The following is a 24,890-nucleotide window of genomic DNA, read 5'->3' on the forward strand; positions in this document are numbered from 1 at the left end:
AATCGAATTCGCCGTGAAGATGCGGTGTACCCGCGGCTAGACGGAAAGACCCCGTGAACCTTTACTACAGCTTGGCACTGAACATTGAACCTACATGTGTAGGATAGGTGGGAGGCTTTGAAGGCGTGACGCCAGTTGCGCTGGAGCCGTCCTTGAAATACCACCCTTGTATGTTTGATGTTCTAACGCAGGCCCCTGAATCGGGGTCGCGGACAGTGCCTGGTGGGTAGTTTGACTGGGGCGGTCTCCTCCCAAAGAGTAACGGAGGAGCACGAAGGTTGGCTAATCCTGGTCGGACATCAGGAGGTTAGTGCAATGGCATAAGCCAGCTTAACTGCGAGACGGACAGGTCGAGCAGGTACGAAAGTAGGTCATAGTGATCCGGTGGTTCTGAATGGAAGGGCCATCGCTCAACGGATAAAAGGTACTCCGGGGATAACAGGCTGATACCGCCCAAGAGTTCATATCGACGGCGGTGTTTGGCACCTCGATGTCGGCTCATCACATCCTGGGGCTGAAGTCGGTCCCAAGGGTATGGCTGTTCGCCATTTAAAGTGGTACGCGAGCTGGGTTCAGAACGTCGTGAGACAGTTCGGTCCCTATCTGCCGTGGGCGTTGGATGATTGAAGGGAGTTGCTCCTAGTACGAGAGGACCGGAGTGAACGAACCTCTGGTGTTCGGGTTGTCACGCCAGTGGCACTGCCCGGTAGCTAAGTTCGGAATCGATAACCGCTGAAAGCATCTAAGCGGGAAGCGAGCCCTGAGATGAGTCATCCCTGACCCCTTGAGGGTCCTAAAGGGCCGTTGGAGACCACAACGTTGATAGGTGGGGTGTGTAAGCGCGGCGACGTGTTGAGCTAACCCATACTAATTACCCGTGAGGCTTAACCATACAACACCCAAGAAGTGTTCTAAGGCTTGTAGCAGATACCGAGAACGAACAACAAAATCAGCTTTCTTAGATTGAAGTTATTTGCCTGGCGGCCATAGCGCCGTGGAACCACCTGAACCCATGCCGAACTCAGAAGTGAAACGCGGTAGCGCCGATGGTAGTGTGGCATTCGCCATGCGAGAGTAGGACACTGCCAGGCACCCAACACGAGAAACCCCGCTCATCTGAGCGGGGTTTTTTATCATCTAAAATCAGCGATTTATGGCCATAAATCGCTGATTTCTCTGCTTTATGCCTGCCCTTGACTGGCGCAGGGCAGCTCCATGTTGACCACCCCATCTTCCAGCTGGATATCGATCTTGAAGCCAAGCCGTTTGGCCAGGTTGATCATGCCGCGGTTGCTGGGCATGGTCATGCCCGACAGCTGGCCAATGCCGCGCTCTCTGGCATAGCGCACTATCTTCTCCATCATCAGCTTGCCAAGCCCCAGCCCTTTCAGGTCGGAGCGCACCAGGATGGCAAACTCTGCATCAGACAGGTCCGGGTTGGAAATGGCTCGTACTACCCCCAGGATCTGCTGGTCGAACGGACCATCCTGCCCCACGGCGACAAACGCCATCTCCCGGTCGTAATCGATCTGGGTCATGCGGGCCAGCTCTTCATGTCCCAGCTCCCCCACGTCGGCGAAGAAGCGCTTGTACCTGTCTTCGTCCGATACCTTGAGTACAAACTGCTTGTGAGCCGGTTCATCCTCCGGCCGGATCGGGCGCAATAGCACATGGCTCTGATCCTTGAGCCAGACCCCCTCTTCCAGCTCGGTGGGATAGGGGCGGATAGCCAGTCTACAGCGGCCTTCTTCAGCAGGTTGCAGAGTCAGGCTGGCATCCAGTACCACCATTTCGGCACCGCAGGCCTGCAGTGGGTGCAGATCCAGCTGCTGGATCTCGGGGAAGGCGAGCAGCAACTCCGACAATTGGCACAACACCTGGCCGAGGGCATCGATATCGAGTCGCTCCGGACTGGCCTGCTCGCGGATCTTGCGGCTCTTGAGCGCTCCAATGATCTGGTAGCGTGCCAGCGCCTGGTTCAGCGGCGGCAGGGCCGCCATCATCTCCTGCGGTTCGGCGCCTGATTCACCGAGCAGGATGACGGGGCCGAATACGGGGTCTTGTTGCAGCCGGATCCGCAGCTCCAGCCCCCCACTGCGCCGCGCCATGCGCTGCACCAGCAGGCCTTCGATACGGGCGCCGGGATCGTGCTGCCTGACCCGATCCAGAATGGCATCCGCAGCCTGGGCGACTTCGGCCGAGGTGCGCAGGTTGAGCATGACCCCGTGTACCGCCGATTTGTGGAGGATGTCCGGTGAGCGCAGCTTGACCGCAACGGGATAGCCGATCTGCTCCGCGGTCAGGGTTGCCTCGATGGCATCGGAGACGATCCAGGTCGGCAGGGTGGAGAGCCCAGCGGCCTGCAGAATGGGGTGTGCCAGATGGGTGTCGAGGGTGAGCTGCTTGCGTTCCAGCGCCTGTCGGATCAACTGCTGGCACAGCTCGAGGTTGAGCCTGTCACCCTGCAGGGAGGCGGGGGTCTCCATCAGCTGCTTCTGGTTGCGCCGGTATTCCACCATGTGCATAAAGGCGGCGACCGCGCTCTCCGGGGTGCGATAGGTGGGGAAGCCTGCCTCACTGAACAGACGACGCCCCTCCTGGGCCGAATATTCTCCCGCCCAGTTGGTCAGGATATTGAAGCGTCTGGCCCTGGGGTGCTGTTTGACGTAGTCGATCAGGCTGCGCGCCAGGGCGGCGCCACGGGCGGTGAGTGAAGGGGCATGGATGAGCAGGATGGCGTCAGCCTCATCCCCTTGCAGCAGGTCGTCGAGAGCCTGCTGATAGTCATGGATGTCGGCATCGCTGCCGATGTCGCGAGGCGGCATCGCCAGTTTGCCGCCCCGCTCCAGCAACTTGTCGATCGCCATGTTGGCCAAGCCACGGCCATTGGAGATGATGGCGAGCCGCTCCCCCTTGAGGGTCAGGGAGTGACTCAGGGTTTCGACGGCGGCAAACAGTTCGTGGGTATCCCGTACCCGCAGCATGCCGGCCCGACGGATAGCGGCGTCATAGACGTTGTCGAGCCCGTTGTCCAGCTCATGGCGGCCGCTCTTGAGCACCAGGATGGGTTTGTTGCGGGCGGCGGCACGGGCGGCCGAGAGAAAATGGCGGGCGTCCTGCAGCTTGTCCATGTAGAGCAGGATGGCGCGGGTCACGCTGTCGCGGGAGAGCTGATCCAGCAGCTGGCCGAAGTTGATGTCGCAGTGATCGCCAAGGGAGATGAAGGCCGAGAAGCCGAGTTCATGCTGTTTGGCCCAATCCAGAATGGTGGTGCTGACGGCGGCCGACTGGGAGAGAAAGGCAACCTGACCGGGCTTGGCGGCAATTGGCGAGAAACTGGCATTGATGCCCTGACCCGGCAGCAGCATCCCCATGCTGTTGGGGCCGAGCAGGCGAATGCCGTATTGCCGGCTGAGCTGTTGCAGTTGCTCCCGCTCCGGCGCAGTGAAGTCTGCCGCCAGTATGATGGCGGCGCCCGTTCCCCGTTTGCCAAGTGCTTCGATGAGGGTTAGCACTCGTTCCCGCCGGGTACAGACGATGGCGAGATCCGGGGCCAGCGGCAGGCTGTCGATATCGGCATAGGCCAGCACGCCGGCAATGGCCTTGCTGTGCGGGCTGACTGGCAGGATGGGGCCCTTGAACTGGCCGGCGAGCAGGTGTCTTATCACCACGTGACCCGCCTTCTGCGGGTCGGTCGAGGCACCGATGACGGCGATTGACTGGGGTTTGAAGAGCCGATCCAGGCCGCTTGGTTTCATGGGCACTCCCGTGGGTGGCGGATGGTGCCAGTGTAATACGCTTTCAGGGCCGGTTCTGTGACCGGTTGCGGATCACTGCCTGGTCAGGGCACTGGCTCGCAGGTAAAACTTCAGCTCACCCTGGATCTGGCGTACCGCTGCCAGGTGGCGCTCCTGCAGATAGATATCCTGCTCCTGATCAAGCTGTGTTTGCGGTACGCCCAGGCTCTGCAGGTACTCATCGAACAGCAGCGAGCTGTTGATTTCGATCAGATGAGGCATCATGGCGCGGCTCCTTGTTCCATTCAGGCTGAACATCCAGTCTAGTCGGTGAATCGATCCTCAGACTGACCAGTGTCAGATTTGACACGAGGTGGCTCACACATCTGCGGCGCAATGAGTCAAGAGGGCCAGGCCTGAGGTTATAGTGAATGGATGGCGGGGGAGGTGCGCGATGATCAGGATCTGGTTGTGTTGCGTCATGTTGTTTGCCGGCAGCGTGCCGGCAGCGTGCCGGCGGCAGAGGTGCCCATCAGGGCCTGGAACCTGCTGCTGGACCATCCCAATCCCGCCGTGGCTGGTCTGCTGCGACTCTCGCTCGATCTGACCGTGCCGGAATACGGTCCCTATCGGCTGATTGCCAGCCCGCCGATGGAGCAGGGACGGGCGGTCAAGGAGTTGCAAAGCGGTGAGCTGGTGCAGATCGGGGTGTTTGCTCCCGATGATGAGCGCGAGCGTACCCTGCTGGCCATCCATGTTCCATTGGCAAAAGGGTTGCTGGGCTGGCGGGTATGCCTCATTCGGCAGGGGGACGAGGGGCGGTTCGCCAACATACGCTCGCTGACCGACTGGCATCAGGCCGGGCTTCGCATCGGCCAGCACAGATCCTGGCCTGATACCCGTCTGCTCAAGGAGAACGGCCTCAACGTGGTGGTGGGCAGCCTCTACGATGCTCTGTTCAACATGCTGCGCAAGCAGCGCTTCGACTGCTTCCTGCGCTCGGTCATCGAGATCGAGGAGGAGCTCAAGCAGCACCCTGAGCTGGCCATCGAGCCGCACCTGGTGTTTCGCTATCCGCTGGCGCTGCTGTTTTTCGTCTCCCCCAAGTACCCGGAACTGGCCAAGCGCATCGAGCTGGGTCTGCAGCGAGCCCGTCAGTCCGGTGACTATGAGCGGGTTTTCGAGGCGGGCTTTGGCAGCACCATCCGGCGGCTGCAGCTTGATCGGCGGGTGATGCTGGAGCTGAGCAATCCCGATCTGCCGGCCGGCAGCCGCGCCATGATGCAGGATCCCTCGCTCATTTATGCTCCGGCGCTGCCCGCCGTGTCAGCGCAGTGAGCCCTGGCCTCGTGCGGTATCCCAGAAGGCGCGGATCAGCGGCTCTTCCAACCGCTTCTTGAGCACTGCGATGCCGACATCGAACGGTTTGAGTGCCGGCTTGGGTTCGACGATGCGCACCTTTTCCCCCATGGGGCTGTGGTCGATCACCGCCGCCGGTACCAACCCCACTCCGAAGCCGAGCGCCACCATGGCGACAATCCCCTCGTTGCCCGCCACCTCCGCATAGATGTTGGGGGCGATCCCCTTGTTGCGCAGCCACTGATCGCAGCGTTTGCGGGCCAGCCCCTGCTCCGAGAGGATCAACGGCAGCCGCTCCCAGTCTGGCTCTCCCTGGGAAAACCACTGGCTCTGCTGCGGTGCGGTGCGAGGGGCGATGAACACCAGCGGCACCTGCTGCAGGCTGGCAAACTCCAGCTTGGCGGAGAGGGCATCGGGGCGGGCGGCGATGGCCAGATCGGCCTCGTCGGCCAGGATCTTGTCTACCGCCAGCGCCGGGTCGCCGGTCTCCAGCTTGATCTCCAGCTGGGGATAGCGGCGGCGAAAGCGCTCCAGTACCTCGGGCAGCAGGAAGTAGCTGGCGGTGACCGAGCAGAACACCCGCAGCCGTCCCTGCAGCGGCTCATCGCTGCGTTTGAGCTCCTGCTTGAGCTGGCGCCACTCCTGCAGCAGGGCGCCACCAAATTCACGCAGCTTCTCGCCCGCCGGGGTAAGCCGCACCGAGCGGTTGTCCCGCTCGAACAGCACGCAGCCGGTCTCCTGCTCCAGCCGCTGGATGGCGCGGCTCAGCGTGGAAGGGCTGACCGCCATGGCATCGGCGCTCTTGCCGAAGTGGAGGGAGTCGGCGAGGTGGAGAAACAGCTCGAGATTGCGAAGGTCCATCTTTTCAACTCCTGGTGCGGCATCTCTGGCCGAGATCCTGGGCGGCTGGCATCCGCCATCTGGCGCTAGATCCTGACGGCGATGATGAAGGGTTAACGTTTCAATTATTGCAACGTACTGTTTCGAATATATCAGTTCAGGCAATAAGTGTCCCGCGCTATAGTGGTTTCGACAACGCCGCCATCCGGCATGGAATCAATCGAACGGAGCAATCACCATGGCTAACTATTTCAACACCTTGAACCTGCGTCAGCAGTTGGCCCAGCTGGGCAAGTGTCGTTTCATGCAGCGCGAAGAGTTCGCGGACGGCTGCAACGTGCTGAAGGGCAAGAAGGTGGTGATTGTGGGCTGTGGTGCCCAGGGTCTGAACCAGGGCCTGAACATGCGCGACTCCGGGCTGGATATCTCCTACGCCCTGCGCAAGGCCGCCATCACCGAGAAGCGCGCCTCCTGGCAGAAGGCCACCGACAACGGCTTCGCGGTCGGCACCTATGAAGAGCTGATCCCGACCGCCGATCTGGTGCTGAACCTGACCCCGGACAAGCAGCACTCCGACGTCGTCAAAACCGTGATGCCGCTGATGAAGCAGGGCGCCGCGCTGGGCTACTCCCACGGTTTCAACGTGGTGGAAGAGGGTCAGCAGATCCGCTCCGACATCACGGTCGTGATGGTGGCGCCCAAGTGCCCGGGCACCGAGGTGCGCGAAGAGTACAAGCGCGGTTTCGGCGTACCGACCCTGATCGCCGTTCACCCGGAGAACGATCCCAAGGGTGAAGGCATGGCCATCGCCAAGGCGTGGGCCTCCGCCACCGGCGGCGATCGTGCCGGGGTACTGGAGTCCTCCTTCGTGGCGGAAGTGAAATCTGACCTGATGGGCGAGCAGACCATCCTCTGCGGCATGCTGCAGGCCGGTTCCCTGCTCTGCTACGACAAGCTGGTTGCCGAAGGGACCGACAAGGCCTATGCCGGCAAGCTGATCCAGTTTGGTTGGGAGACCATCACCGAGGCCCTGAAGCAGGGTGGTATCAGCCTGATGATGGACCGCCTCTCCAACCCGGCCAAGCTGCGCGCCTTCGAGCTCTCCGAGCAGCTCAAGACCCTGATGCGCCCGCTGTTCGAGAAGCACATGGATGACATCATCGCCGGTGAATTCTCCCGCGGCATGATGGCCGACTGGGCCGAAGACGATGCCAAGCTGTTCGGCTGGCGCGAAGAGACCGGCAAGTCCGCCTTCGAAAACGCGCCGGCGTTTGCAGGCAAGATTGCCGAGCAGGAGTACTTCGACAATGGCGTGGTGATGGTGGCCATGGTCAAGGCGGGTGTCGAGCTGGCGTTCGAAACCATGGTGGCCTCCGGCATCTATGAAGAGTCTGCCTACTACGAATCCCTGCACGAGCTGCCGCTGATCGCCAACACTGTTGCCCGCAAGCGTCTGTACGAGATGAACGTGGTCATCTCCGACACCGCCGAGTACGGCAACTACCTGTTCGCCAACGCCGCCGTGCCGTTGCTGCGCGAGCACTTCATGCCGACCCTGAAAGCGGGCGACCTTGGCGCCAGCAAGGCGGATGAGCAGAGCGTCGATAACCTGGCGCTGCTGGCAGCCAACGAGGCGACCCGCAACCACCCCATCGAAGCGATCGGTCAGGTACTGCGTGGTTACATGAAGGACATGAAACGCATCGCCGTCGGCGGTTAAGCCGGCATCGGGCAGGATGATGAAGGGGCGGGGATGACGATCCTCGTCGCCGGTCGGGCTGGACACCCGATCGGCTAGCCAGAAAAATCAGCCTTACAGTCATAAAAAAGCCCCGCTCATCGAGCGGGGCTTTTGCATTCAGAAAGGCCGGCTAAATCAGGCTTTCCACGCTTTCCAGGTGTTGATCAGACCGTTGGTGGAGCAGTCGTGGCTGGTGACGGCCGCATCGGTGTTGAGCTCCGGCAGGATCTTGTTGGCCAGCTGTTTGCCCAGCTCCACGCCCCACTGGTCGAAGCTGAAGATGTTCCAGATTGCGCCCTGTACGAAGATCTTGTGCTCGTAAATGGCAATCAAAGAGCCAAGCGTTTTCGGGGTCAGGCTCTTGAACAGGATGGAGTTGGTCGGGCGGTTGCCTTCGAACACCTTGAACGGCACCAGATCCTTGACTTGCTCCAGGGTTTTGCCAGCCGCCAGGAACTCGGCTTCGACCTGTTCCTTGCTCTTGCCGAAGGCCAGCGCCTCGGTCTGGGCGAAGAAGTTGGCCAGCAGTTTCGGGTGGTGGTCGCCGATCGGGTTGTGGCTGATGGCCGGTGCCAGGAAGTCACAGGGGATCAGCTTGGTGCCCTGGTGGATCAGCTGGTAGAAGGCGTGCTGGCCGTTGGTACCCGGCTCACCCCAGATGATGGGGCCGGTCTGGTAGTCAACCGGCTTGCCGTTGCGATCCACGTACTTGCCGTTGGACTCCATGTTGCCCTGCTGGAAGTAGGCAGGGAAGCGGTGCATGTACTGATCGTACGGCAGGATGGCTTCGGACTCGGCACCGTAGAAGTTGTTGTACCACAGGCCGATCAGCGCCAGCAGCACCGGCACGTTCTGCTCATAGGAGGCAGTGGCGAAGTGCATGTCCATCTCGAAGGCGCCTTGCAGCAGGGCTTCGAAGTGCTCGAAACCGACGGAGAGGGCGATGGGCATGCCGATGGCAGACCAGGAGGAGTAGCGGCCGCCAACCCAGTCCCAGAACTCGAACATGTTGTTGGTGTCGATGCCGAACTCGGCCACGGCCTTGCCGTTGGTGGAGAGCGCAGCGAAGTGCTTGGCAACGTGGGCCTTGTCACCGGCGATCTTGATGAACCAGTCGCGGGCGGTCAGGGCGTTGGTCATGGTCTCCTGAGTGGTGAAGGTCTTGGAGGCCACCAGGAACAGGGTGGTTTCCGGATCGATCTTCTTCAGGGTCTCGGCGATGTGGGTGCCATCGACGTTGGAGACGAAGTGCATCTGCAGGTGGTTTTTGTAAGGACGCAGCGCCTCGGTGATCATTACCGGGCCGAGATCGGAGCCACCGATACCGATGTTGACCACGTGCTGGATCGCCTTGCCGGTGTAGCCTTTCCACTCGCCTGAGATGATCTTCTCGCAGAAGCCTTTCATCTTGGCCAGCACGGCGTTCACTTCCGGCATCACATCCTTGCCGTCGCTCTCGATGGGGCGGTCGGAGCGGTTGCGCAGGGCCACGTGCAGCACCGAGCGGCCTTCGGTCATGTTGATCTTGTCGCCGTTGAACATAGCGTCGATCGCGCTGCGAAGATCGGTCTCTTTGGCCAGATCAACCAGCAACTTGAGGGTTTCTTCGGTGATCAGGTTCTTCGAGTAATCGACCAGGATGTCGCCGCCGAAGGTGAGGGAGTATTTGTCGAAACGCTGGGGATCCTGGGCAAACAGATCCTTGAGCCGGGTCTCTTTGTTCGCTGCAAAGTGGGCTTCCAGTGCCTGCCAGGCCTGGGTCTGGGTTGGATTGATGTTTTTCATAGGATTATCAGTCTTCCAAGTTGTGTATGAACCTTGCAGGCAAGGCTCCCGCCAAACCTTATTATTCGAGCATTATACCGGGCCAGCTGCGCCGCCCGTGTAACAGAGCTTTACCAATTGTCTGCCATCGACCGAGTTTACAACCAAAACGCTGCGATTATGAGTCACTGATGGCAGCCGGATCTTGCGTTTGCGCATACTTGGTCGGGCTTGCCGCCGCTGAAAGGGCTTTCAGGGCGAGGGCCTGCTGTGAGTGGGGTGGCAGTTTGGCCTGGCCGCCAAAAGAGTATTCGACAGACGCCTTTTCGCTCATTTCATGCGCAGGCGCAAGTTGTTGGTAGTGGAAGCTGGCTAGCATATGAGCGAATGGACGAGATCTCCCAGGGATGGCCACTGTCTGGAATGAGGAGATCGCTATGAAAGCTGTGTTGTCCCTGTTTGCTCTGAGCCTGATCGCCACCGGCCTCATCGGCCTGCTGACCATGGTACTGACCAGTGCGGCGCCGACCTTGCCGTTACGGGTGCTGGCGGTGATCGGTGCCGTGCTGGGAGGCTATGTGCTGGTGCAACCGCTGCTCAACCGGGTGGCTCGTCGGCTGGTGTAAGTCGACGCCCCCGGCATGCTGAAAACAAAGTCCGGCCCAGGGTGGCCGGATTTTTTATGCCCGTCAGTGGGCCGGAAACGACAATGCCAGCCCGGAGGCTGGCATTGTGTCATTCAGGAAAAGGCTCAGGCCTGCGGCTTTTGCATGTGCATGACCATCTGCGGGAAGGGGATCTCGATGCCTTCGGCATCGAAGGTGAGCTTCACCTTCTCGTGGAAGTCGAACCAGACTCCCCAGTAGTCGCCGGTCTTGACCCAGGGGCGCACCACGATATTGACCGAGGAGTCGGCCAGTGCAGCGACGGCGATGGTGGCGGCCGGTTCCTTGAGGATGCGCGGCTCTTCGCTGACCAGCCGCTCCAGGATCTGCTTGGCCTTGCGCAGGTCCGAGCCATAGCCGATGCCGAAGGTCATGTCGACCCGGCGTGTATCCATGCGCGAGTAGTTGACGATGGTGCCGTTGAGGATGGCGGAGTTGGGCACCACCACCATCTTGTTGTCACCGGAGGTGAGGGTGGTGGTGAACAGCTGAACGGATTGCACCACGCCATTGGTGCCAGCCACCTCGATGAACTCACCTGCCTTGATGGGGCGGAAGATGATGAGCAGGAAGCCGGCGGCGAAGTTGGAGAGCGAGCCCTGCAGCGCCAGACCGATGGCCAGACCGGCGGCACCGATAATGGCGACGAAGGAGGCGGTCTGCACCCCGACCCGGCCCAGCGCGGCGATCACCACGAACACCAGGATGGCGTACTTGAGGATGCTGCCGACGAAGTGGGTGACAGTGGTGTCCAGCTTGCGGGCCTGCATCACCTTGACCACGGCGCTGCTGATGAGGTTGGCGGCGATATAGCCGACCAGCAGGGTGATCAGGGCGGCCGCGATGTTGACGGCATACTCGATCAGCAGGCCTTGGTTGTTGACCAGCCAGGTCTGCGCTTCGGTGATGATTTCGGGTTCCATAGGGTGTCCTGTCAGGCGATAAAAGGTTTATGACGCATGAATCTAACACTGGAATGCGACAATCCGGGTCGCATCTGGTGCTCATCGCCTCTTTTGTGCCACAAAAAACAAGGGAGGCCAAGGCCTCCCTCTTTACTGCAACCCGTCTGGAGCGGCGTTGCCGCTACTGATTGCAAATTGAGCTTGTCAGCTCTGCAGCAGCTGGCTGCGGATAAACTGCCACTGATCTTCAAAGCCGGCAGTGGGCTTGATTTTGAACTCGGAGCGGACAAACTGACTGATGCGTCCCTCGGTATAGGCCAGCAGCAGGTTGGCCAGCATGGTCTCGTCGAGCTGGAAGCCCTGGCCTTCACGCAGCCGCTTTTCCCGCAGCACCTGCTTGATCTGGGTCTCCAGCTTGTCGAACAGGACGCTGATGCGATCTCGCAGCCGGTCGTGCTCGCCCAAGAGGGCATCGCCATTGAGGATGCGGGTGATGCCGGGATTGCGCTCGGCGAACACCAGCAGCAGCTGCAGTATGTGGTGGCAGCGGGCCATGGTGTCCTTCTCTTCGGCCATGATCAGGTTGACCCGTGACAGCAGGGAATCCTCGATAAAGTCGATCAGCCCCTCGAACATTCGCGCCTTGCTGGGAAAATGTCGATAGAGCGCGGCCTCGGATACCCCCACCTCGGCCGCCAGACGGGCCGTGGTGATGCGCTGGCCAGGGCTGGTCTCCAGCATGTGGGCGAGCGCCTGCAGGATCTGATCGCGCCGACTCTGTTTCTGATTACTGCTTGCCATGGATTCCCCTAAAAAAACAATGGCCTGATTCTGTTATTAGGCACCGCCGCGCGGGCTGGTGTGGTCTGTTATTGGCGACCAGAAGAACCAAAACCGCCTTCACCCCGTTCGCTCTGATTGAACTCATCGACCAGTTGGAAGCTGGCCTGAACTACCGGCATGATCACCAGCTGGGCGATGCGCTCGCCGGGCTGCATGGTGAAGCTGTCATTGCCACGGTTCCACACCGAGACCATCAGCTGGCCCTGGTAGTCGGAATCGATGAGGCCGACCAGGTTGCCCAGCACGATGCCGTGCTTATGGCCGAGGCCGGAGCGGGGCAGGATGGTGGCACACAGGCCCGGATCCTGAATGTGGATGGCCAGCCCGGTCGGCACTAGCGTGGTATCACCCGGGGCCAGGGTCAGCGGGGCATCCAGCAGGGCGCGCAGATCCATGCCGGCGGAACCCGGTGTGGCGTAGGCGGGCAGCGGGTACTCGGTGCCGATGCGGGCATCCAGAATCTTCAGTTCAATTTGTGTTGTCATAAATCGTTTTTAATGGAGTGGAGGTGGTCGATTGACTGGCTCAGTGCCGGTAGTGGTCTGCAATCAGGGCGATGAGATGACGAGCCAGCGTCAGCTTATCGGCCAGGGGCAGGGGTGCTTGACCCCCTTGCCAGAACACGGTCAGGGCGTTGTCATCGGCGTTGAAGCCCTGGCCCGCACGAGATACGTCGTTGGCGGCGATCATGTCCAGCCGCTTACGCTGCAGTTTGTCGAGGGCGTATTGTTCCACATCCACGGTTTCTGCGGCAAATCCGACGGTGAAGGGCTTGTCTGACAAGGCCCCCACGGCGGCGATGATGTCGGGGTTCTTGACCAGGGTCAGCTGCATCTGGTCGTTGTCACCGGTCTTCTTGATCTTCTGGTTGGCTACCTGCGCGGGGCGGTAGTCGGCGACGGCGGCGCAGCCGATGAAGAGGTCGCACTCGCCGACCCGGCTCATCACCGCCTGATGCATCTGCTCGGCGCTCTCCACGTCGATACGGGTGACGCCCGTCGGGGTGGCCAGTGCTACCGGGCCGCTCACCAGAGTGACCTCGGCACCCGCCTCACGGGCGGCGCGGGCGATGGCGTAGCCCATCTTGCCGGAGCTGTGGTTGCTGATATAGCGCACCGGATCCAGCGCCTCGCGGGTCGGCCCGGCGGTGAGCAGCAGCCTGACCCCGGCCAGCAGTGGCTCGGCGGCGAGCTGCTGGCAGCAGCGCTCAACCAGTTCGAGGGGATCCAGCATCCGGCCCGGGCCTACGTCACCGCACGCCTGGCTGCCGGAATCCGGCCCCCACAGCAGGATGCCGCGGCTGGCCAGGGTCTTGAGGTTGGCCTGGGTAGCGGCGTTGAGGTACATCTGCTGGTTCATGGCGGGCGCCAGCGCCACCGGTGCCGGTGTCGCCAGGCAGAGGGTGGTGAGCAGCTCGTCGGCCATGCCGGCGGCCATACGGGCCATCAGGTTGGCGCTGGCCGGGGCGATCAGCACCAGATTGGCCCACTTGGCCAGCTCGATATGGCCCATGCCCGCCTCGGCGGCGGGATCCAGCAGACTGTCGGCCACCGGGTGGCCGGAGACGGCCTGCAGCGTCAGCGGGGTGATGAACTCCTTGGCGGAACGGGTCATCACCACCCGTACCTCGGCCCCCTGATCTTTCAGGCGGCGTACCAGTTCGGCACTCTTGTAGGCGGCGATCCCGCCGCTGACACCCAACAGGATGCGTTTATCGGCCAATCTCATCTGCTGCTTCTCTTCCGGCTCACTCTGACTGGTCGGCTAAGATACCACAGGCAGCGGACGACGACAGAGGCTGACATGGGGGACTTGTGGTCGGGCTCCCGCGATTTTTTGCTATGTTTTCTCTCAATAGGCATGAGGGAGAGACAAATGAGCATCAAGGAGTGGCCGGAAGATGAACGCCCGCGCGAGAAGCTGTTGCGTCAGGGGCCTGGCGGCTTGTCCGACGCCGAGCTGCTGGCGATCTTCCTGCGCACCGGGGTCAGTGGCCTGAGTGCGGTCGATCTCTCCCGCCATCTGTTGCAGCAATTTGGTTCGCTGCGGGCGCTGCTTGGCGCCGAACAGCGGGCCTTTTGCGCAGCGCACGGTCTTGGACCGGCCAAATATGCCCAGCTGCAGGCCGTGCTGGAGATGGGCAAGCGCCATCTGGCCGAGCAGTTGCAAAGGGGCGATCCGCTCACTTCGCCCCAGTTGACCCGGGACTATCTGCAGGCTCAGCTGCGGGATCGACCGCGGGAGGTGTTTGCCCTGCTGCTGCTCGACAACCAGCACCGAGTGATTCAATTCGTTGAACTTTTTTATGGCACCCTCGACTCGGCGAGCGTCTGGCCCAGAGAAATCGTGCAGATCGCACTCAAACATAATGCAGCCGCCGTGATTCTGGCGCATAATCACCCGTCCGGCGTCGCCGAGCCCAGTCGGGCCGACCGCCAGATCACGGATCGGATCACGGCCGCCTTGGCCCTGATCGATATCAGAGTGCTGGATCACTTGGTGATCGGTGACGGCATCACGGTTTCTTTCGCCGAGCGCGGTTGGTTATGACTGTGCTCTGGCGCCGTATTAGTTGATCTTTGATCACGGATGCTGTATAAAATGCCGCCTTCTGTTTGCCCCGCAATCGAAGGCCAGCGGGGCAGATATTTGCTCGAGCAATGAAGTAAGATTTGGAGAGACTGACATGTCTAGAGTATGCCAAGTAACCGGCAAGCGCCCGGCAGTTGGTAACAACCGTTCGCACGCTAACAACGCTACCAAGCGTCGTTTCCTGCCGAACCTGCACACTCACCGTTTTTGGGTTGAGAGTGAAAAACGCTTCGTAAGCCTGCGCGTATCTGCAAAAGGCATGCGTATCATCGACAAGCGTGGCGTTGAAGTGGTTCTGGCTGAACTGCGCGCCAGCGGTGTTAAGGTATAAGGAATTAGATCATGGCTAAAGGTATTCGCGAGAAAATTCGCCTGAACTCCAGCGCCGGTACTGGTCACTTCTATACCACTACCAAGAACAAGCGCACCATGCCCGAAAAAATGGAGATCAAAAAGTTTGATCCCGTTGTTCGTCAGCATGTGATCTACAAGGAAGGCAAAATCAAGTAATTGCTTGATGCTGCATTCCCAAAAACCCGGCCTAGTGCCGGGTTTTTTTATGGCTGAAATTCAGTACACTGCCGGTTCTAAGGGAGGCTTGCCATGTTCAAACTGAGCCGCAAAGGCTGGAACAACGTGATCATCGTGGTGGTGCTGATCGTGATCACCCTGTTGCACCGGCTGGAGCTGGCCCAGCAGGAGAACAGCGCCAAGCGAGCGCGTCCGCTGCTGCCTGACAGCGCCGTGGTGCTCACCTGGCAGGGGCCTAGCTGGCAGATCGAACGGATCGGGCAGGGCTGGCGCAGCGGGCCGGATCTGGGGCTCAGCAGTGCCCAGCTGGCGGCGCACATCGAGGCCTGGCAGGGCTGGTTGCTGCCGCCCGGCGAATCCGTGCGCGGCACCCCGGTTACCCTCAAGATCTGGGTCGCCGGCCAGAGCGATCCCATCGAGGTGGGCCTCTATCAGGACAGCGGCAAGTTTGCCGCCCTGCTGCCCCCATCGACCTGGCTCAGCCTGAGCCAGGAGCAGTACCGCAGCCTGCTGCGTCCCGCACCCTAACCCCTTTTTCAGCGTCAGCACGAGGATCCCATGCCTGAATTACCGGAAGTCGAAGTCAGCCGCCAGGGTATCTCGCCCTGGCTTACCGGCATCAAGGTCACCCGAGTGGTGGTGCGGGACGGCCGTCTGCGCTGGCCGGTGCCGGGGGAAATCCAGGAACTGGTGGATCTCACCATCCACCGGGTCAGCCGCCGCGCCAAGTACCTGTTGCTGGAGACCGACTTCGGCACCGCCATCCTCCATCTGGGCATGTCGGGCAGCCTGCGGGTGCTGGACATCGGCACCCCGGCCGAGAAGCACGATCACGTGGATATCGAGCTGGCCAACGGCAAACTGCTGCGGCTCAACGATCCGCGCCGCTTCGGCGCCCTGCTGTGGACCCGCGAGCCGGCGGAGGCGCACGCGCTGCTGGCCAAGCTGGGGCCGGAGCCGCTCACCGATGCGTTCAATGCCGATTACCTGCGTGAGCGCGCCAAGGGGCGCAGCACCGCCATCAAGACCTTCCTGATGGACAACCAGGTGGTGGTCGGGGTGGGCAACATCTACGCCAACGAGGCGCTCTACGCCGCCGGCATTCACCCCAAGCGGGCGGCGGGCAACATCAGCGCCGAGCGACTGGGCACCCTGGTGGCCGAGATCAAGCGAGTGCTGGCCGAAGCGATTCGGCAGGGCGGCACCACCCTCAAGGATTTCACCAGTGCAGACGGCAAGCCGGGCTATTTCGTGCAGCAGCTGCAGGTGTACGGGCGGGGCGGCCAGCCCTGTTTTCACTGCCACACCCTGCTCAGTGAAATCCGGCTGGGACAGCGTACCACCGTGTTCTGTTCCCACTGCCAGCGCTGAATCGCGGTTTTTTTGGCCTGAAATGGCCAAGTTGTAAGAGAGTATTTCCAGTCTGTTGAAGATTTGCTCGCCTGTCACTACTATCTCGACCGTTCAGGCGGTTTGAGAAAATAAAATGACAGCTAAATCAATAGACTGGGACCATTTGTCCCGGCAGGGGCACTATTGTGCCCAAAAAATGGCGCGCTTCCTCTATCCCGATGACAGCGCCCGCAAAACCTTCAATCGCGCCAAGTTCGTGCTGCGCAGCCTGCTCTATCGGCAGCAGCTGAGCCGCGTGTTCGAGCTGTTTCAGGCCGAACCGCTCAAGGCCCTGCCTGCCCACTATCCCGAGCTGCTCGACAAGCCGATGCGGCCCTATCGCTTTGCCGGCTCCACCGCGACCGAGCGGGCCGAGATGCTGGAAAACCACTACCGGCTGATGCTGGCTCGCTACCCGGATCTGATCGACCCGCTCTATCTGGGGGATGGCATCGAGCTCGGTCGTTATCCCGAGAGCGGCTGTCGCATCGTGCTGCGCCACGACGGCACCTTCCGCCGCGAGGCGGAGCTGGCCCTCTCCATCGTCGACCCGCAGGGCAAGCGGCTCTACAGCTGCGCCTTCTCGTTGGCCGGCACTCCCAACCGGCTGGCAGTGGTGATCGGTTCGGTACAGGGCCCGGAACCCTGCATCGAACAGGCGCAGGACAAGGTGCGTGCGCTGACCAAGGAGGGCCACGGTCTGCGGCCCAAGTCGCTGGTGGTGATGCTGGTGATGCAGCTGGCCGAGGCGATGCAGGCCGAGCATATCTCGGCGGTGCGGATGAAGGCCCACATCTATCAGGCCCGCCGTTACAGCAAGAAGAAGAAAGCCTGTCTGCAGGCGGACTATGACGAGCTGTGGCAGGAGTTTGGCGCCATCGATCTGGATGACAACTTCGTACGGCTGCAGTCCGCCCAGCGCAAGCCGCTGGAGGAGATCGCCTCCAAGAAGCGGGCCATGTACCGGCGCCGTTACGAGTGGCTCGATCAGCTGACTCTGGCGAGTCAGCAACTGCTGGGCCCGCGTCTGGCGGGCTGAGCCGCACAGGCCCCCAGCAGCAAACAGGCTACCCTCGGGTAGCCTGTTTCGTTGTTACTTGGTCTGTTTGGCCTTGATGGCGGCGGCCACGGCGGGGTCGACGAACTGGCGGATGTCGCCGCCGTGCAGGGCAACCTCCTTCACCAGGGTGGAGGAGATGAAGGAGTTCTCCTCGGCCGGGGTGAGGAACACGCTCTCCAGCTCCGGCATCAGGCGGCGGTTCATGTTGGCCAGCTGGAATTCGTACTCGAAGTCGGAAACGGCGCGCAGACCGCGGATCAGCACGTTGGCCTGCTGCTCCCTGGCGAAATCCACCAGCAGGCCGGAGAAGCCGACCACCTTGACGTTGGGCAGGTGGGCGGTCACCTGGCGGGCCAGCTGCACCCGCTCGTCCAGATCGAACAGCGGCCGCTTGCTCGGGCTGTTGGCCACCCCGACCACCACTTCATCAAACAGTTTGGCGGCCCGGCCGATGAGGTCGGTATGGCCGTTGGTGACGGGATCGAAGGTGCCGGGATAGATTACCTTGTTGGTCATGCTGCTGATTCCTGCAACCGGGAAATTTGGTCGCATTATAGGGTCTGTTGGGGGATTGGCGCGACCGCCTTGGGGCGAGTTTTGGCGCCCCAAGGCCGGCTTTGCCGATCCAAATCGGGGTCACCGGGTCTCTTCGCTTGAGAATAGCGATACATCAGGCAAGAATACCCGCACCGCGCATCAAGCCTCCTTGCATTGGTGACAGGGAGCAAAGGGATTTTTTATGAAACGTATTCTGGTAGTCCGCAATGACAAGATTGGTGACTTCATGCTGGCCTGGCCGAGCTTTGCCATGCTCAAGCGCTCCATGGAGTGTCATGTGACTGCCCTGGTTCCTGCCTACACGGCGCCGTTGGCCCGCCTCTGCCCCTGGATTGACGAGATCATCCTGGATCCGGGCTCACGGGCCGACAAGGAACAGCAACGCGCCTTGCAGGCGCGCATCAAGGCCGCCGCCTTCGATGCCTCCATCTGCCTCTTCTCCAACTCCCGCAACGCCATGCTGGTGTGGAAGGCGCACATTCCCTACCGGTTGGCACCGGCCACCAAGCTGGCTCAGGTGCTCTACAACCAGCGCCTGATCCAGCGCCGCTCCCGTTCCCAGAAGCCGGAGTACGAATACAACCTGGATCTGGTGCGCCGTTTCCTTGCCGACCAGCAGGTGAGCGCGGTGGAGCCGCAGGGCCCCTACCTCAGCTTCGATGCCGAGAGCCTGCAACAGGTGCGCGAGCAGGTCGCCGCCCGCCTGCGGCTCGATGCCGGCCGCCCCTGGCTGATGGTGCATGCCGGCAGCGGCGGCTCGGCCAACAACCTCTCCATCGAGCAGTACGCCCGCCTCATCATCAAGCTCAACCAGGCCTGTCCCGAGTTGCAGTGCATCCTGACCGCGGGGCCGGGGGAGGAGAAGATCGCCGAACAGCTGGCGGCCGAGCTGCTGGCCCACGGCGGCAACGGCTGGATCTACCACTCCGACGAGGGGCTGCCCAAGTTCTGCCAGGTGATGGCCAACGCTGCCCTGTTCGTGGCGGGCAGCACCGGGCCGCTGCACATCGCCGCGGCGCTGGATGTGCCCACCATCGGCTTCTTCCCGGCCCACCGTTCGGCGACGCCGCTGCGCTGGCGTCCGCTCAACAGCGAAGGACGCCACCTGGCGTTCAGCCCGCCGGAAGACAGCGATCACCCGGAAGACATGAGCCAGCTCGATCCCAAGACCATGGCGGCGGCGATCGCCCGCTGGGCGCCGCCGTTCTGGCGCACTGAACACTGATACCGGATGATGTAAATGCAGACAGGGCCCTTGAAGGGCCCTGTCTCGTATGAGGGGGAGTGCAGGCGGCTTACTGGTCGGCCTGATCCGGTGTCTGCGGCTGCTGGCGGATCCAGAGATCGGCGTATTTGACGAAAGTGGAGTGGGCCGACAGGATGGCCAGCAAGAGCCCCTGCTTGCCGTCGAGGAAGCCAGCCTTGAGCAGGTACATCTTGAGGAAGCAGCCCAGCGCGTGCACCAGCCCCTGGCCGAGGGAGCCCTTCTTGCCGCGGGCGGTGCGCTGATCGGCCCAGGCGCGGGCATAGCCGGCGGATTTGACCAGGTAGTGCTCCAGATCCCGATAGGTGAAGTGGAGCAGGTCGCCGTGCAGGTTGACGATCTTCATGTTGGCGCGCACTTCCACCTTCTCGTGCACCAGCACCTCGTTGTAGCTGGTGAGCGCCTTGGGATAGAGGCGCAGCACCCGGTCCGGATACCAGCCGCTGTGGCGGATGAAGCGGCCGAATACCCAGGAGAGGCGCGGGATCGAGTAGATGGTGTCGCTGGCCGGATTGGCCATGACGGCGGCGATGGCGGCTTTCAGCTCGGGGGTGAGCCGCTCGTCCGCATCCAGCCACAGCACCCAGTCGGATTGCACGTGGGACTGGGCGAGGCGGCGCTGGCGGCCGAAGCCCGGCCACACCGGGTTGACGAAGAAGCGGGCGCCGAATTCGGCGGCGATGGCCGGGGTCTCGTCCTGGCTGCCGGAGTCCATGATGACGATCTCGTCGACCAGCCCGTCGAGGGAGGCGAGGCAGGGGCGCAGGTTTTCGGCTTCATTCTTGACGATAAGGACAGCCGCCAGAGTCGGTTTGTTCACGGATTAAAGGCTCTTGTTGGCGCCCGGCTGGCGGGCCATGCTCAAATTGGCGCCCATTCTAGCCTAAAACGGCAGGCGGGGCATGGTTCCGGCTGCCGGGGCTGAGTCAGTTTCAAATGGGATGCTTTTTGGCATGAGAGCGGGTGGTGCGGGGATCTTCTGTTATTTCTCGGGCCATTCTTGGGGCATAATCTCGGCCAGCAACGATTAACCGCAGGGCTTGGCCCAAGAGACGCGCGAGATGAAGATATTGGTGATCGGCCCCTCCTGGGTCGGCGACATGGTGATGTCCCAGAGCCTCTACAAGGCGATCAAGGCCAATCACCCCGACAGCGAGCTGCACGTGATGGCGCCCGCCTGGTGTGGTGCTCTGCTGGAGCGGATGCCGGAGGTGGACAAAGCCATCCCGATGCCGCTTGGCCACGGCGACTTCAAGCTGGGGGCCCGCCGCCGGCTCGGCAAGCAGCTGGCGGCCGAGAAGTACGATCAGGCCATCATTCAGCCCAACTCCATGAAGTCGGCGCTGATCCCCTGGTTTGCCCGCATCCCGGTGCGTACCGGCTGGAAGGGGGAGCACCGCTTCGGTCTGCTCAACGACATGCGCAGCAACAAGTCTGCCTTTCCGCTGATGGTGGAGGCCTACCTGGCGCTGGCCTATCCCAAGGCGCAGATGAAGAGCCGGGCCGACATCCCGACCATTCCCCAGCCGGCCCTCAACGTCGATCTCATCAATCAGGAGAAGGCGCTGGAGCGGCTTGGGCTGGATCGCGCCCGCCCGGTGCTGGTGCTCTGCCCCGGGGCCGAGTTCGGCCCAGCCAAGCGCTGGCCGGAGGGCCACTACGCCGTGGTGGCGCAAAAACACCTCGATGAGGGCTGGCAGGTGTGGATCTTCGGTTCCGCCAAGGACGCGGCGGTGGCCAACACCATCCGCGACCGGGTCAACCCGCTGTCGCGCCCCAACTGCCACGTGCTGGCGGGCAAGACCAATCTGTACGAGGCGATCGACCTGATGGCGCTGGCCGGGCGGGTGATCGCCAACGACTCCGGCCTGATGCACGTCGCTGCCGCCCTCAACCGGCCGCTGATCGGGGTCTATGGCTCCACTTCGCCGCTCTACACCCCGCCGCTGGCGGACCGGGTCGAGATCGTCCACACCGACATCGAGTGCCGCCCCTGCTTCAAGCGCACCTGCAAGTTCGGCCACCTCAAGTGCCTGATCGAGCTGATGCCGGAGCAGGTCATCGAGGCTGGACGCCGGCTGGAGTGCAGCGAGACGCCGGCCCCGCCGCTGGCGCTGCCGCCCGGCGAACCGCCCCGTTTCGTCGCCGAGCCGGGCAAGCGCGGGGAGCCGCACTAGCATGGGCTATCGGCTGCTCTACAACCTGCTGATCCACCTGGGCTTGCCGCTGGCATTGCTGGCGCTCTACAAGCCGAAGAAGGGCAAGCCCGGCTTTGGCAAGCGCTGGGCCGAGCACCTGGGGCGGACGCCCGCCACCGGGCAGGAGGAGCCGCTCTGGATCCATGCGGTGAGCGTGGGGGAGACGCTGGCTATCAGTCCCTTCATCCGCGCCCTCAAGGCCGAGCGGCCCGATCTGCCGATCCTGCTCACCACCACCACCCGCACCGGTGCCGAGCAGGCTGCCAGGCTGGGGGATCTGGTGGAGCACCGCTACGCGCCGCTCGACTACCCCTGGGCGGTGGCGGCGTTCCTCAATGCCGTCAAACCGCGCGCGCTCTGGGTGATGGAAACCGAACTGTGGCCGAACTGGCTGGCCGCCTGCGAGGCGCGTCACCTGCCGGTAACCATCATCAATGCGCGCCTCTCGGAGCGATCCTGCCAGCGTTATGGCCGCTTTCAGGGGGCGTTCGATGCCCTCAGCCGGCCGCTGACCCACCTGCTCTGCCAGCACCAGGACGACGCGGATCGCTTCCATCGGCTGGGGCTGGGGCGCGAGCGGCTGGCGGTGACAGGCTCCATCAAGTTCGACATCCAGCTCGATGAGCAGGTGCAGGCCAGGGGCCGTGCCCTGCGCCAACTGCTGGGGGCGGAGCGGCCGGTCTGGATCGCCGCCAGCACCCATCAGGGGGAGGACGAGCAGGTGCTGGCCGCCTTCGATCGGGTGCTCGCGGTGCAGCCGTCGGCCCTGCTGGTCCTGGTACCGCGTCACCCCGAGCGGTTCGAGCGGGTGGCGGCGTTGTGTGCCCCCTACGGCTGCGCACGGCGCACGGCGGGCGGTGCGGTCGGCGAGCGCGACAAGGTTTACCTCGGCGATACCATGGGCGAGCTGCCGCTGATGCTGGCGGCGGCCGACGTGGCCTTCGTCGGCGGTAGCCTGGTCAAGGTGGGCGGCCACAACCTGCTGGAGCCGGCAGCGCTGGGCAAACCCTGCCTGAGCGGCCCCGCCTACTTCAACTTCAGCGACATCACCCGCCAGCTGGTGGCCCAGGGTGGCGCCGCCGTGGTGGCTGATGCCGCCGAGCTGGGGGAGCAGGTGAGTGTGCTGCTGGCCGACGAGAGCCGACGCCGGGAGATGGGCGAGCAGGCCCGCGCCGTGGTGCTGCGCAACCAGGGGGCGCTGGCGCGTACCCTTTCCCACTGCCTCGCCAGCCTGGAGAACGACTGAAGCCAGGTAGACGGATAAAAAAACGGAGCGCATGGCGCTCCGTTTTTGTTTGTCGTGCGGGCTGAGGGTTAGCGCACGATCAGGCCGAGCAGGATCCCCACCACGCCGAAGTCGGCATCGCTGAAGGTGGTGTTGGCAAAGCCGAGATCCCCCAGCACCGGCAGCAGGAACACCGGCAGGAAGGTGATCAGCAGGCCGTTGGCGAAGGCCCCCAGCAGGGCACCGCGACGGCCGCCGGTGGCGTTGCCGAACACCCCGGCTGCCGCGCCGACGAAGAAGTGCGGCACCACCCCCGGAATGATGACGGTGAGCCCCAGCAGGTAGAGCAGCACCATGCCCACCAGACCGGCGGCAAAGCTCGACAGGAAGCCGATCAGCACCGCATTGGGGGCGTAGGGGAAGACGATGGGGCAGTCCAGCGCCGGCTTGGCGTTGGGCACCAGCTTGTCGGAGATCCCCTTGAAGGCCGGCACGATTTCGGCGATGACCATCCGTACCCCCTGCAGGATCACGTAGACCCCGGCGGCGAAGGTGATGGACTGCATCAGGGAGAACATGAACCAGTGCTTGCCCTTGGCGACGCTGGCGACGAACTCGGGGCCGGCGAAGGCGGAGGTGATGAGGAAGATGATGCCCATGGTGAAGGAGATGGCCACCGGGGTATCGCGCAGGAACAGCAGGCTCTTGGGCACCTGCACCTCTTCGCTGCTGTGGGCCTTGTTGCCGAACTTGGCGCCGATCCAGCCGGCCAGCACGTAGGAGCAGGTGGAGAAGTGGCCGAGTGCCACGTCATCAGAGCCGGTGATCTGCTTCATGTAGGGGTGGGCGAGGGCCGGGAACAGCACCATGGTCACGCCGACCACCAGGCTGCCCACCGCGATCAGCGGGATGCCGCTCATGCCGCCGGCGGAGAGGATGGCTGCCACCATCATCGACATGAACAGGGTGTGGTGACCGGTCAGGAAGATGAACTTCCACGGGGTGAGCCGGGCGATCAGGATGTTCACCAGCATGGCGAAGAACATGATCATCGCCATCTCCTTGCCGAACGACTGTTGGGCGATGGAGACGATGGCCTCGTTGTTGGGCACTACCCCCTTGATGCCGAAGGCGTGCTGGAAGATGGTGGCGAAGTCGCCCAGGGAGTTCACCACCAGGGTGGCGCCGGCCCCCAGGATGACGAAGCCCATGATGGTCTTGACCGTGCCCTTGATGCACTCGGTCACCGGTTTCTTCTGGGCGATCAGGCCGATGAGGGCGATCAGGCCGACCAGCACGGCCGGCTCCGACAGCACGTCAAACATCAGAAAATTGAAAAATTCCATGGTCAGCTCCAAGCAGGTGGAAGCGGCGGCTCATCGGCCGCCCAGACAGTCGCAAAGGGGTTAGAGTGCGCCCAGCTCGCGCAGGGCGATGGCGAGTTTTTCTTTCATGGCGGCCTTGTCGACCATGTTGTCCAGCGATACCAGCCGGCCGTCGACCCCCATGCTGACCAGCTGTTCGGCGATGTCGCGGGTGGCGACAAAGATCTCGGCGCTTTCGCTGCCGGCGGAGGCGAGATCCCGGTGATCCACCTCGGCCGTCACGGCCAGTTCCTTGAGAATGCTCTTGATGCTCATCTCCATCATCAGGCTGGTGCCCAGGCCGTGTCCGCATACAACCAGAATCTTCATGTGCTCTTCCTCTGTCGGGCGCAGGGCGCCACTCAATAACGCGCCAGGATGTGCAAGATGTCGTCTTTGCTGGTGGCCGCCATGATGGCCGCCACGTCTTCTTCATTCATGAACAGCTCGGCCAGCTGGGCGATGGTCTCCACGTGGGTGTTGCTGTCGCTGGCGGCCAGGGTGACCAGCAGCCGGACCGGGTCGTTGCCCTCGGAGCCGAAGTTGACCCCCTCCTTCAGCACGGTCAGCGCCAGTCCCAGCCGGTTGACGCCGTCTTCCGGGCGGGCGTGGGGCATGGCCAGGCCCGGACCCAGCACGTAGTAGGGGCCGAGCTCTTCGTGGGAGCGATAGAGCGCCGCCACATAGGAGGGCTCTATGGTGCCATTGGCCAGCAGGGGGGCGGTGGCCAGCTCGATGGCGTGACGCCAGTCGCGGGCGCCCGCTTCGATGGAAATGACCTCCTCGGTCAGCAATTGGGTCAGCATGGCAATGTCCGGGCTGGATAAGATGGCGCCAATCTAGCGATCTTGC

Annotated in this window: 24 protein-coding genes, 2 rRNA genes and 1 pseudogene (1 of these 27 cut by a window edge); 14 read left to right on the forward strand and 13 right to left on the reverse strand. The window is 62.5% G+C overall.

Annotated features, from left to right (window positions below; genetic code table 11):
- Together E5E97_RS04895 and rrf are read left to right on the forward strand one after the other, a co-directional pair.
- A 23S ribosomal RNA gene (locus tag E5E97_RS04895) occupies nt 1-892 on the forward strand; it begins 1,997 nt to the left of the window's first position.
- An 84-nt stretch (nt 893-976) separates the two neighbouring features.
- Nucleotides 977-1,091 (forward strand): 5S ribosomal RNA (gene rrf / locus E5E97_RS04900).
- A 90-nt stretch (nt 1,092-1,181) separates the two neighbouring features.
- On the opposite strand, the gene E5E97_RS04905 is transcribed toward rrf, so the two are convergent.
- Complete coding sequence (locus E5E97_RS04905; RefSeq protein WP_118882156.1) at nt 1,182-3,758, reverse strand: bifunctional acetate--CoA ligase family protein/GNAT family N-acetyltransferase; 2,577 nt, start codon at nt 3,756-3,758, stop codon at nt 1,182-1,184.
- A gap of 72 nt (nt 3,759-3,830) precedes the next feature.
- Nucleotides 3,831-4,022 (reverse strand): hypothetical protein, encoded by a 192-nt coding sequence (locus E5E97_RS04910; RefSeq protein WP_011704172.1) that lies wholly within the window; start codon nt 4,020-4,022, stop codon nt 3,831-3,833.
- 169 nt (nt 4,023-4,191) lie between these two features.
- Between E5E97_RS04910 and E5E97_RS04915 the strand changes: the two are divergent.
- Nucleotides 4,192-5,075: pseudogene (locus tag E5E97_RS04915) on the forward strand (substrate-binding periplasmic protein).
- Here E5E97_RS04915 and ilvY read toward each other — a convergent pair.
- Nucleotides 5,064-5,957 carry an HTH-type transcriptional activator IlvY gene (ilvY, locus tag E5E97_RS04920; RefSeq protein WP_017411123.1) on the reverse strand — a complete coding sequence of 298 codons (894 nt, stop codon included), beginning with the start codon at nt 5,955-5,957 and terminating at the stop codon, nt 5,064-5,066. The pseudogene E5E97_RS04915 and the gene ilvY overlap by 12 nt on opposite strands.
- Nucleotides 5,958-6,174: 217 nt before the next feature.
- On the opposite strand from ilvY, the gene ilvC reads away from it, so the two are divergent.
- The gene (gene ilvC / locus E5E97_RS04925; RefSeq protein WP_029305272.1) at nt 6,175-7,656 is read left to right on the forward strand and encodes a ketol-acid reductoisomerase; all 1,482 of its coding nucleotides are present in this window, start codon (nt 6,175-6,177) and stop codon (nt 7,654-7,656) included.
- 156 nt (nt 7,657-7,812) lie between these two features.
- Here ilvC and pgi read toward each other — a convergent pair whose 3' ends face one another.
- Entirely contained in the window at nt 7,813-9,462 is a 1,650-nt protein-coding gene (gene pgi, locus E5E97_RS04930; protein WP_171279936.1) for a glucose-6-phosphate isomerase, read from the reverse strand.
- 416 nt (nt 9,463-9,878) lie between these two features.
- Between pgi and E5E97_RS04935 the strand changes: the two genes are divergently transcribed.
- Nucleotides 9,879-10,067: a holin gene (locus E5E97_RS04935; RefSeq protein WP_005323764.1), complete on the forward strand. Its 189-nt coding sequence runs from the start codon at nt 9,879-9,881 to the stop codon at nt 10,065-10,067.
- A 125-nt stretch (nt 10,068-10,192) separates the two neighbouring features.
- On the opposite strand, the gene E5E97_RS04940 is transcribed toward E5E97_RS04935, so the two are convergent.
- From E5E97_RS04940 to coaBC, 4 genes are all read right to left on the reverse strand, one after another.
- Complete coding sequence (locus E5E97_RS04940) at nt 10,193-11,029, reverse strand: mechanosensitive ion channel domain-containing protein (RefSeq protein WP_011704177.1); 837 nt, start codon at nt 11,027-11,029, stop codon at nt 10,193-10,195.
- Between the two features lie 186 nt (nt 11,030-11,215).
- Complete coding sequence (slmA, locus tag E5E97_RS04945; RefSeq protein WP_011704178.1) at nt 11,216-11,812, reverse strand: nucleoid occlusion factor SlmA; 597 nt, start codon at nt 11,810-11,812, stop codon at nt 11,216-11,218.
- A gap of 68 nt (nt 11,813-11,880) precedes the next feature.
- Nucleotides 11,881-12,339 carry a dUTP diphosphatase gene (gene dut / locus E5E97_RS04950; protein WP_016349004.1) on the reverse strand — a complete coding sequence of 153 codons (459 nt, stop codon included), beginning with the start codon at nt 12,337-12,339 and terminating at the stop codon, nt 11,881-11,883.
- Between the two features lie 40 nt (nt 12,340-12,379).
- Nucleotides 12,380-13,582, reverse strand: a complete 1,203-nt coding sequence (gene coaBC, locus E5E97_RS04955; RefSeq protein ID WP_118882152.1) for a bifunctional phosphopantothenoylcysteine decarboxylase/phosphopantothenate--cysteine ligase CoaBC — start codon at nt 13,580-13,582, stop codon at nt 12,380-12,382.
- 147 nt (nt 13,583-13,729) lie between these two features.
- On the opposite strand from coaBC, the gene radC reads away from it, so the two are divergent.
- The 6 genes from radC to E5E97_RS04985 all read left to right on the forward strand — a co-directional run bounded on the left by radC (nt 13,730) and on the right by E5E97_RS04985 (nt 17,408).
- A complete protein-coding gene (radC, locus tag E5E97_RS04960) occupies nt 13,730-14,404 on the forward strand; it encodes a DNA repair protein RadC (RefSeq protein ID WP_011704181.1) in 675 nt (224 codons plus the stop codon).
- A 136-nt stretch (nt 14,405-14,540) separates the two neighbouring features.
- Complete coding sequence (gene rpmB / locus E5E97_RS04965; protein WP_005307492.1) at nt 14,541-14,777, forward strand: 50S ribosomal protein L28; 237 nt, start codon at nt 14,541-14,543, stop codon at nt 14,775-14,777.
- A gap of 11 nt (nt 14,778-14,788) precedes the next feature.
- Nucleotides 14,789-14,956 carry a 50S ribosomal protein L33 gene (rpmG, locus tag E5E97_RS04970; RefSeq protein WP_005307500.1) on the forward strand — a complete coding sequence of 56 codons (168 nt, stop codon included), beginning with the start codon at nt 14,789-14,791 and terminating at the stop codon, nt 14,954-14,956.
- Nucleotides 14,957-15,049: 93 nt separating this feature from the next.
- Complete coding sequence (locus tag E5E97_RS04975) at nt 15,050-15,505, forward strand: hypothetical protein (protein ID WP_044798843.1); 456 nt, start codon at nt 15,050-15,052, stop codon at nt 15,503-15,505.
- A gap of 30 nt (nt 15,506-15,535) precedes the next feature.
- A complete protein-coding gene (gene mutM, locus E5E97_RS04980; RefSeq protein ID WP_011704183.1) occupies nt 15,536-16,348 on the forward strand; it encodes a bifunctional DNA-formamidopyrimidine glycosylase/DNA-(apurinic or apyrimidinic site) lyase in 813 nt (270 codons plus the stop codon).
- 178 nt (nt 16,349-16,526) lie between these two features.
- Nucleotides 16,527-17,408 (forward strand): VirK/YbjX family protein, encoded by an 882-nt coding sequence (locus E5E97_RS04985; protein ID WP_171279937.1) that lies wholly within the window; start codon nt 16,527-16,529, stop codon nt 17,406-17,408.
- Nucleotides 17,409-17,462: 54 nt separating this feature from the next.
- On the opposite strand, the gene coaD is transcribed toward E5E97_RS04985, so the two are convergent.
- Nucleotides 17,463-17,945: a pantetheine-phosphate adenylyltransferase gene (coaD, locus tag E5E97_RS04990; protein WP_011704185.1), complete on the reverse strand. Its 483-nt coding sequence runs from the start codon at nt 17,943-17,945 to the stop codon at nt 17,463-17,465.
- Nucleotides 17,946-18,168: 223 nt separating this feature from the next.
- Between coaD and E5E97_RS04995 the strand changes: the two genes are divergently transcribed.
- Nucleotides 18,169-19,212 carry a glycosyltransferase family 9 protein gene (locus tag E5E97_RS04995; protein ID WP_171279938.1) on the forward strand — a complete coding sequence of 348 codons (1,044 nt, stop codon included), beginning with the start codon at nt 18,169-18,171 and terminating at the stop codon, nt 19,210-19,212.
- Between the two features lie 70 nt (nt 19,213-19,282).
- Here the strand turns inward: E5E97_RS04995 and E5E97_RS05000 are convergent, their stop codons facing one another.
- Complete coding sequence (locus tag E5E97_RS05000; RefSeq protein ID WP_171279939.1) at nt 19,283-20,071, reverse strand: glycosyltransferase family 2 protein; 789 nt, start codon at nt 20,069-20,071, stop codon at nt 19,283-19,285.
- Between the two features lie 241 nt (nt 20,072-20,312).
- Here E5E97_RS05000 and waaF point away from each other — a divergent pair, with 241 nt between their 5' ends.
- A complete protein-coding gene (gene waaF / locus E5E97_RS05005; RefSeq protein ID WP_171279940.1) occupies nt 20,313-21,428 on the forward strand; it encodes a lipopolysaccharide heptosyltransferase II in 1,116 nt (371 codons plus the stop codon).
- Nucleotide 21,429: 1 nt separating this feature from the next.
- A complete protein-coding gene (waaA, locus tag E5E97_RS05010) occupies nt 21,430-22,695 on the forward strand; it encodes a lipid IV(A) 3-deoxy-D-manno-octulosonic acid transferase (protein WP_171279941.1) in 1,266 nt (421 codons plus the stop codon).
- 68 nt (nt 22,696-22,763) lie between these two features.
- Here waaA and E5E97_RS05015 read toward each other — a convergent pair whose 3' ends face one another.
- Genes E5E97_RS05015 through E5E97_RS05025 form a run of 3 tightly spaced genes read right to left on the reverse strand, consistent with a single transcriptional unit; the run spans nt 22,764 to nt 24,844 of the window.
- Nucleotides 22,764-24,020: a PTS ascorbate transporter subunit IIC gene (locus E5E97_RS05015; RefSeq protein ID WP_011704190.1), complete on the reverse strand. Its 1,257-nt coding sequence runs from the start codon at nt 24,018-24,020 to the stop codon at nt 22,764-22,766.
- A 60-nt stretch (nt 24,021-24,080) separates the two neighbouring features.
- Entirely contained in the window at nt 24,081-24,368 is a 288-nt protein-coding gene (locus tag E5E97_RS05020; protein ID WP_016349013.1) for a PTS sugar transporter subunit IIB, read from the reverse strand.
- A 32-nt stretch (nt 24,369-24,400) separates the two neighbouring features.
- Nucleotides 24,401-24,844, reverse strand: coding sequence for a PTS sugar transporter subunit IIA (locus E5E97_RS05025; RefSeq protein ID WP_171279942.1), 444 nt, complete (start codon nt 24,842-24,844; stop codon nt 24,401-24,403).
- Nucleotides 24,845-24,890: the final 46 nt, after the last annotated feature.

The organism is Aeromonas sp. 2692-1 (assembly GCF_013085505.1).
Classification (GTDB): Bacteria; Pseudomonadota; Gammaproteobacteria; order Enterobacterales; family Aeromonadaceae; genus Aeromonas; species Aeromonas hydrophila.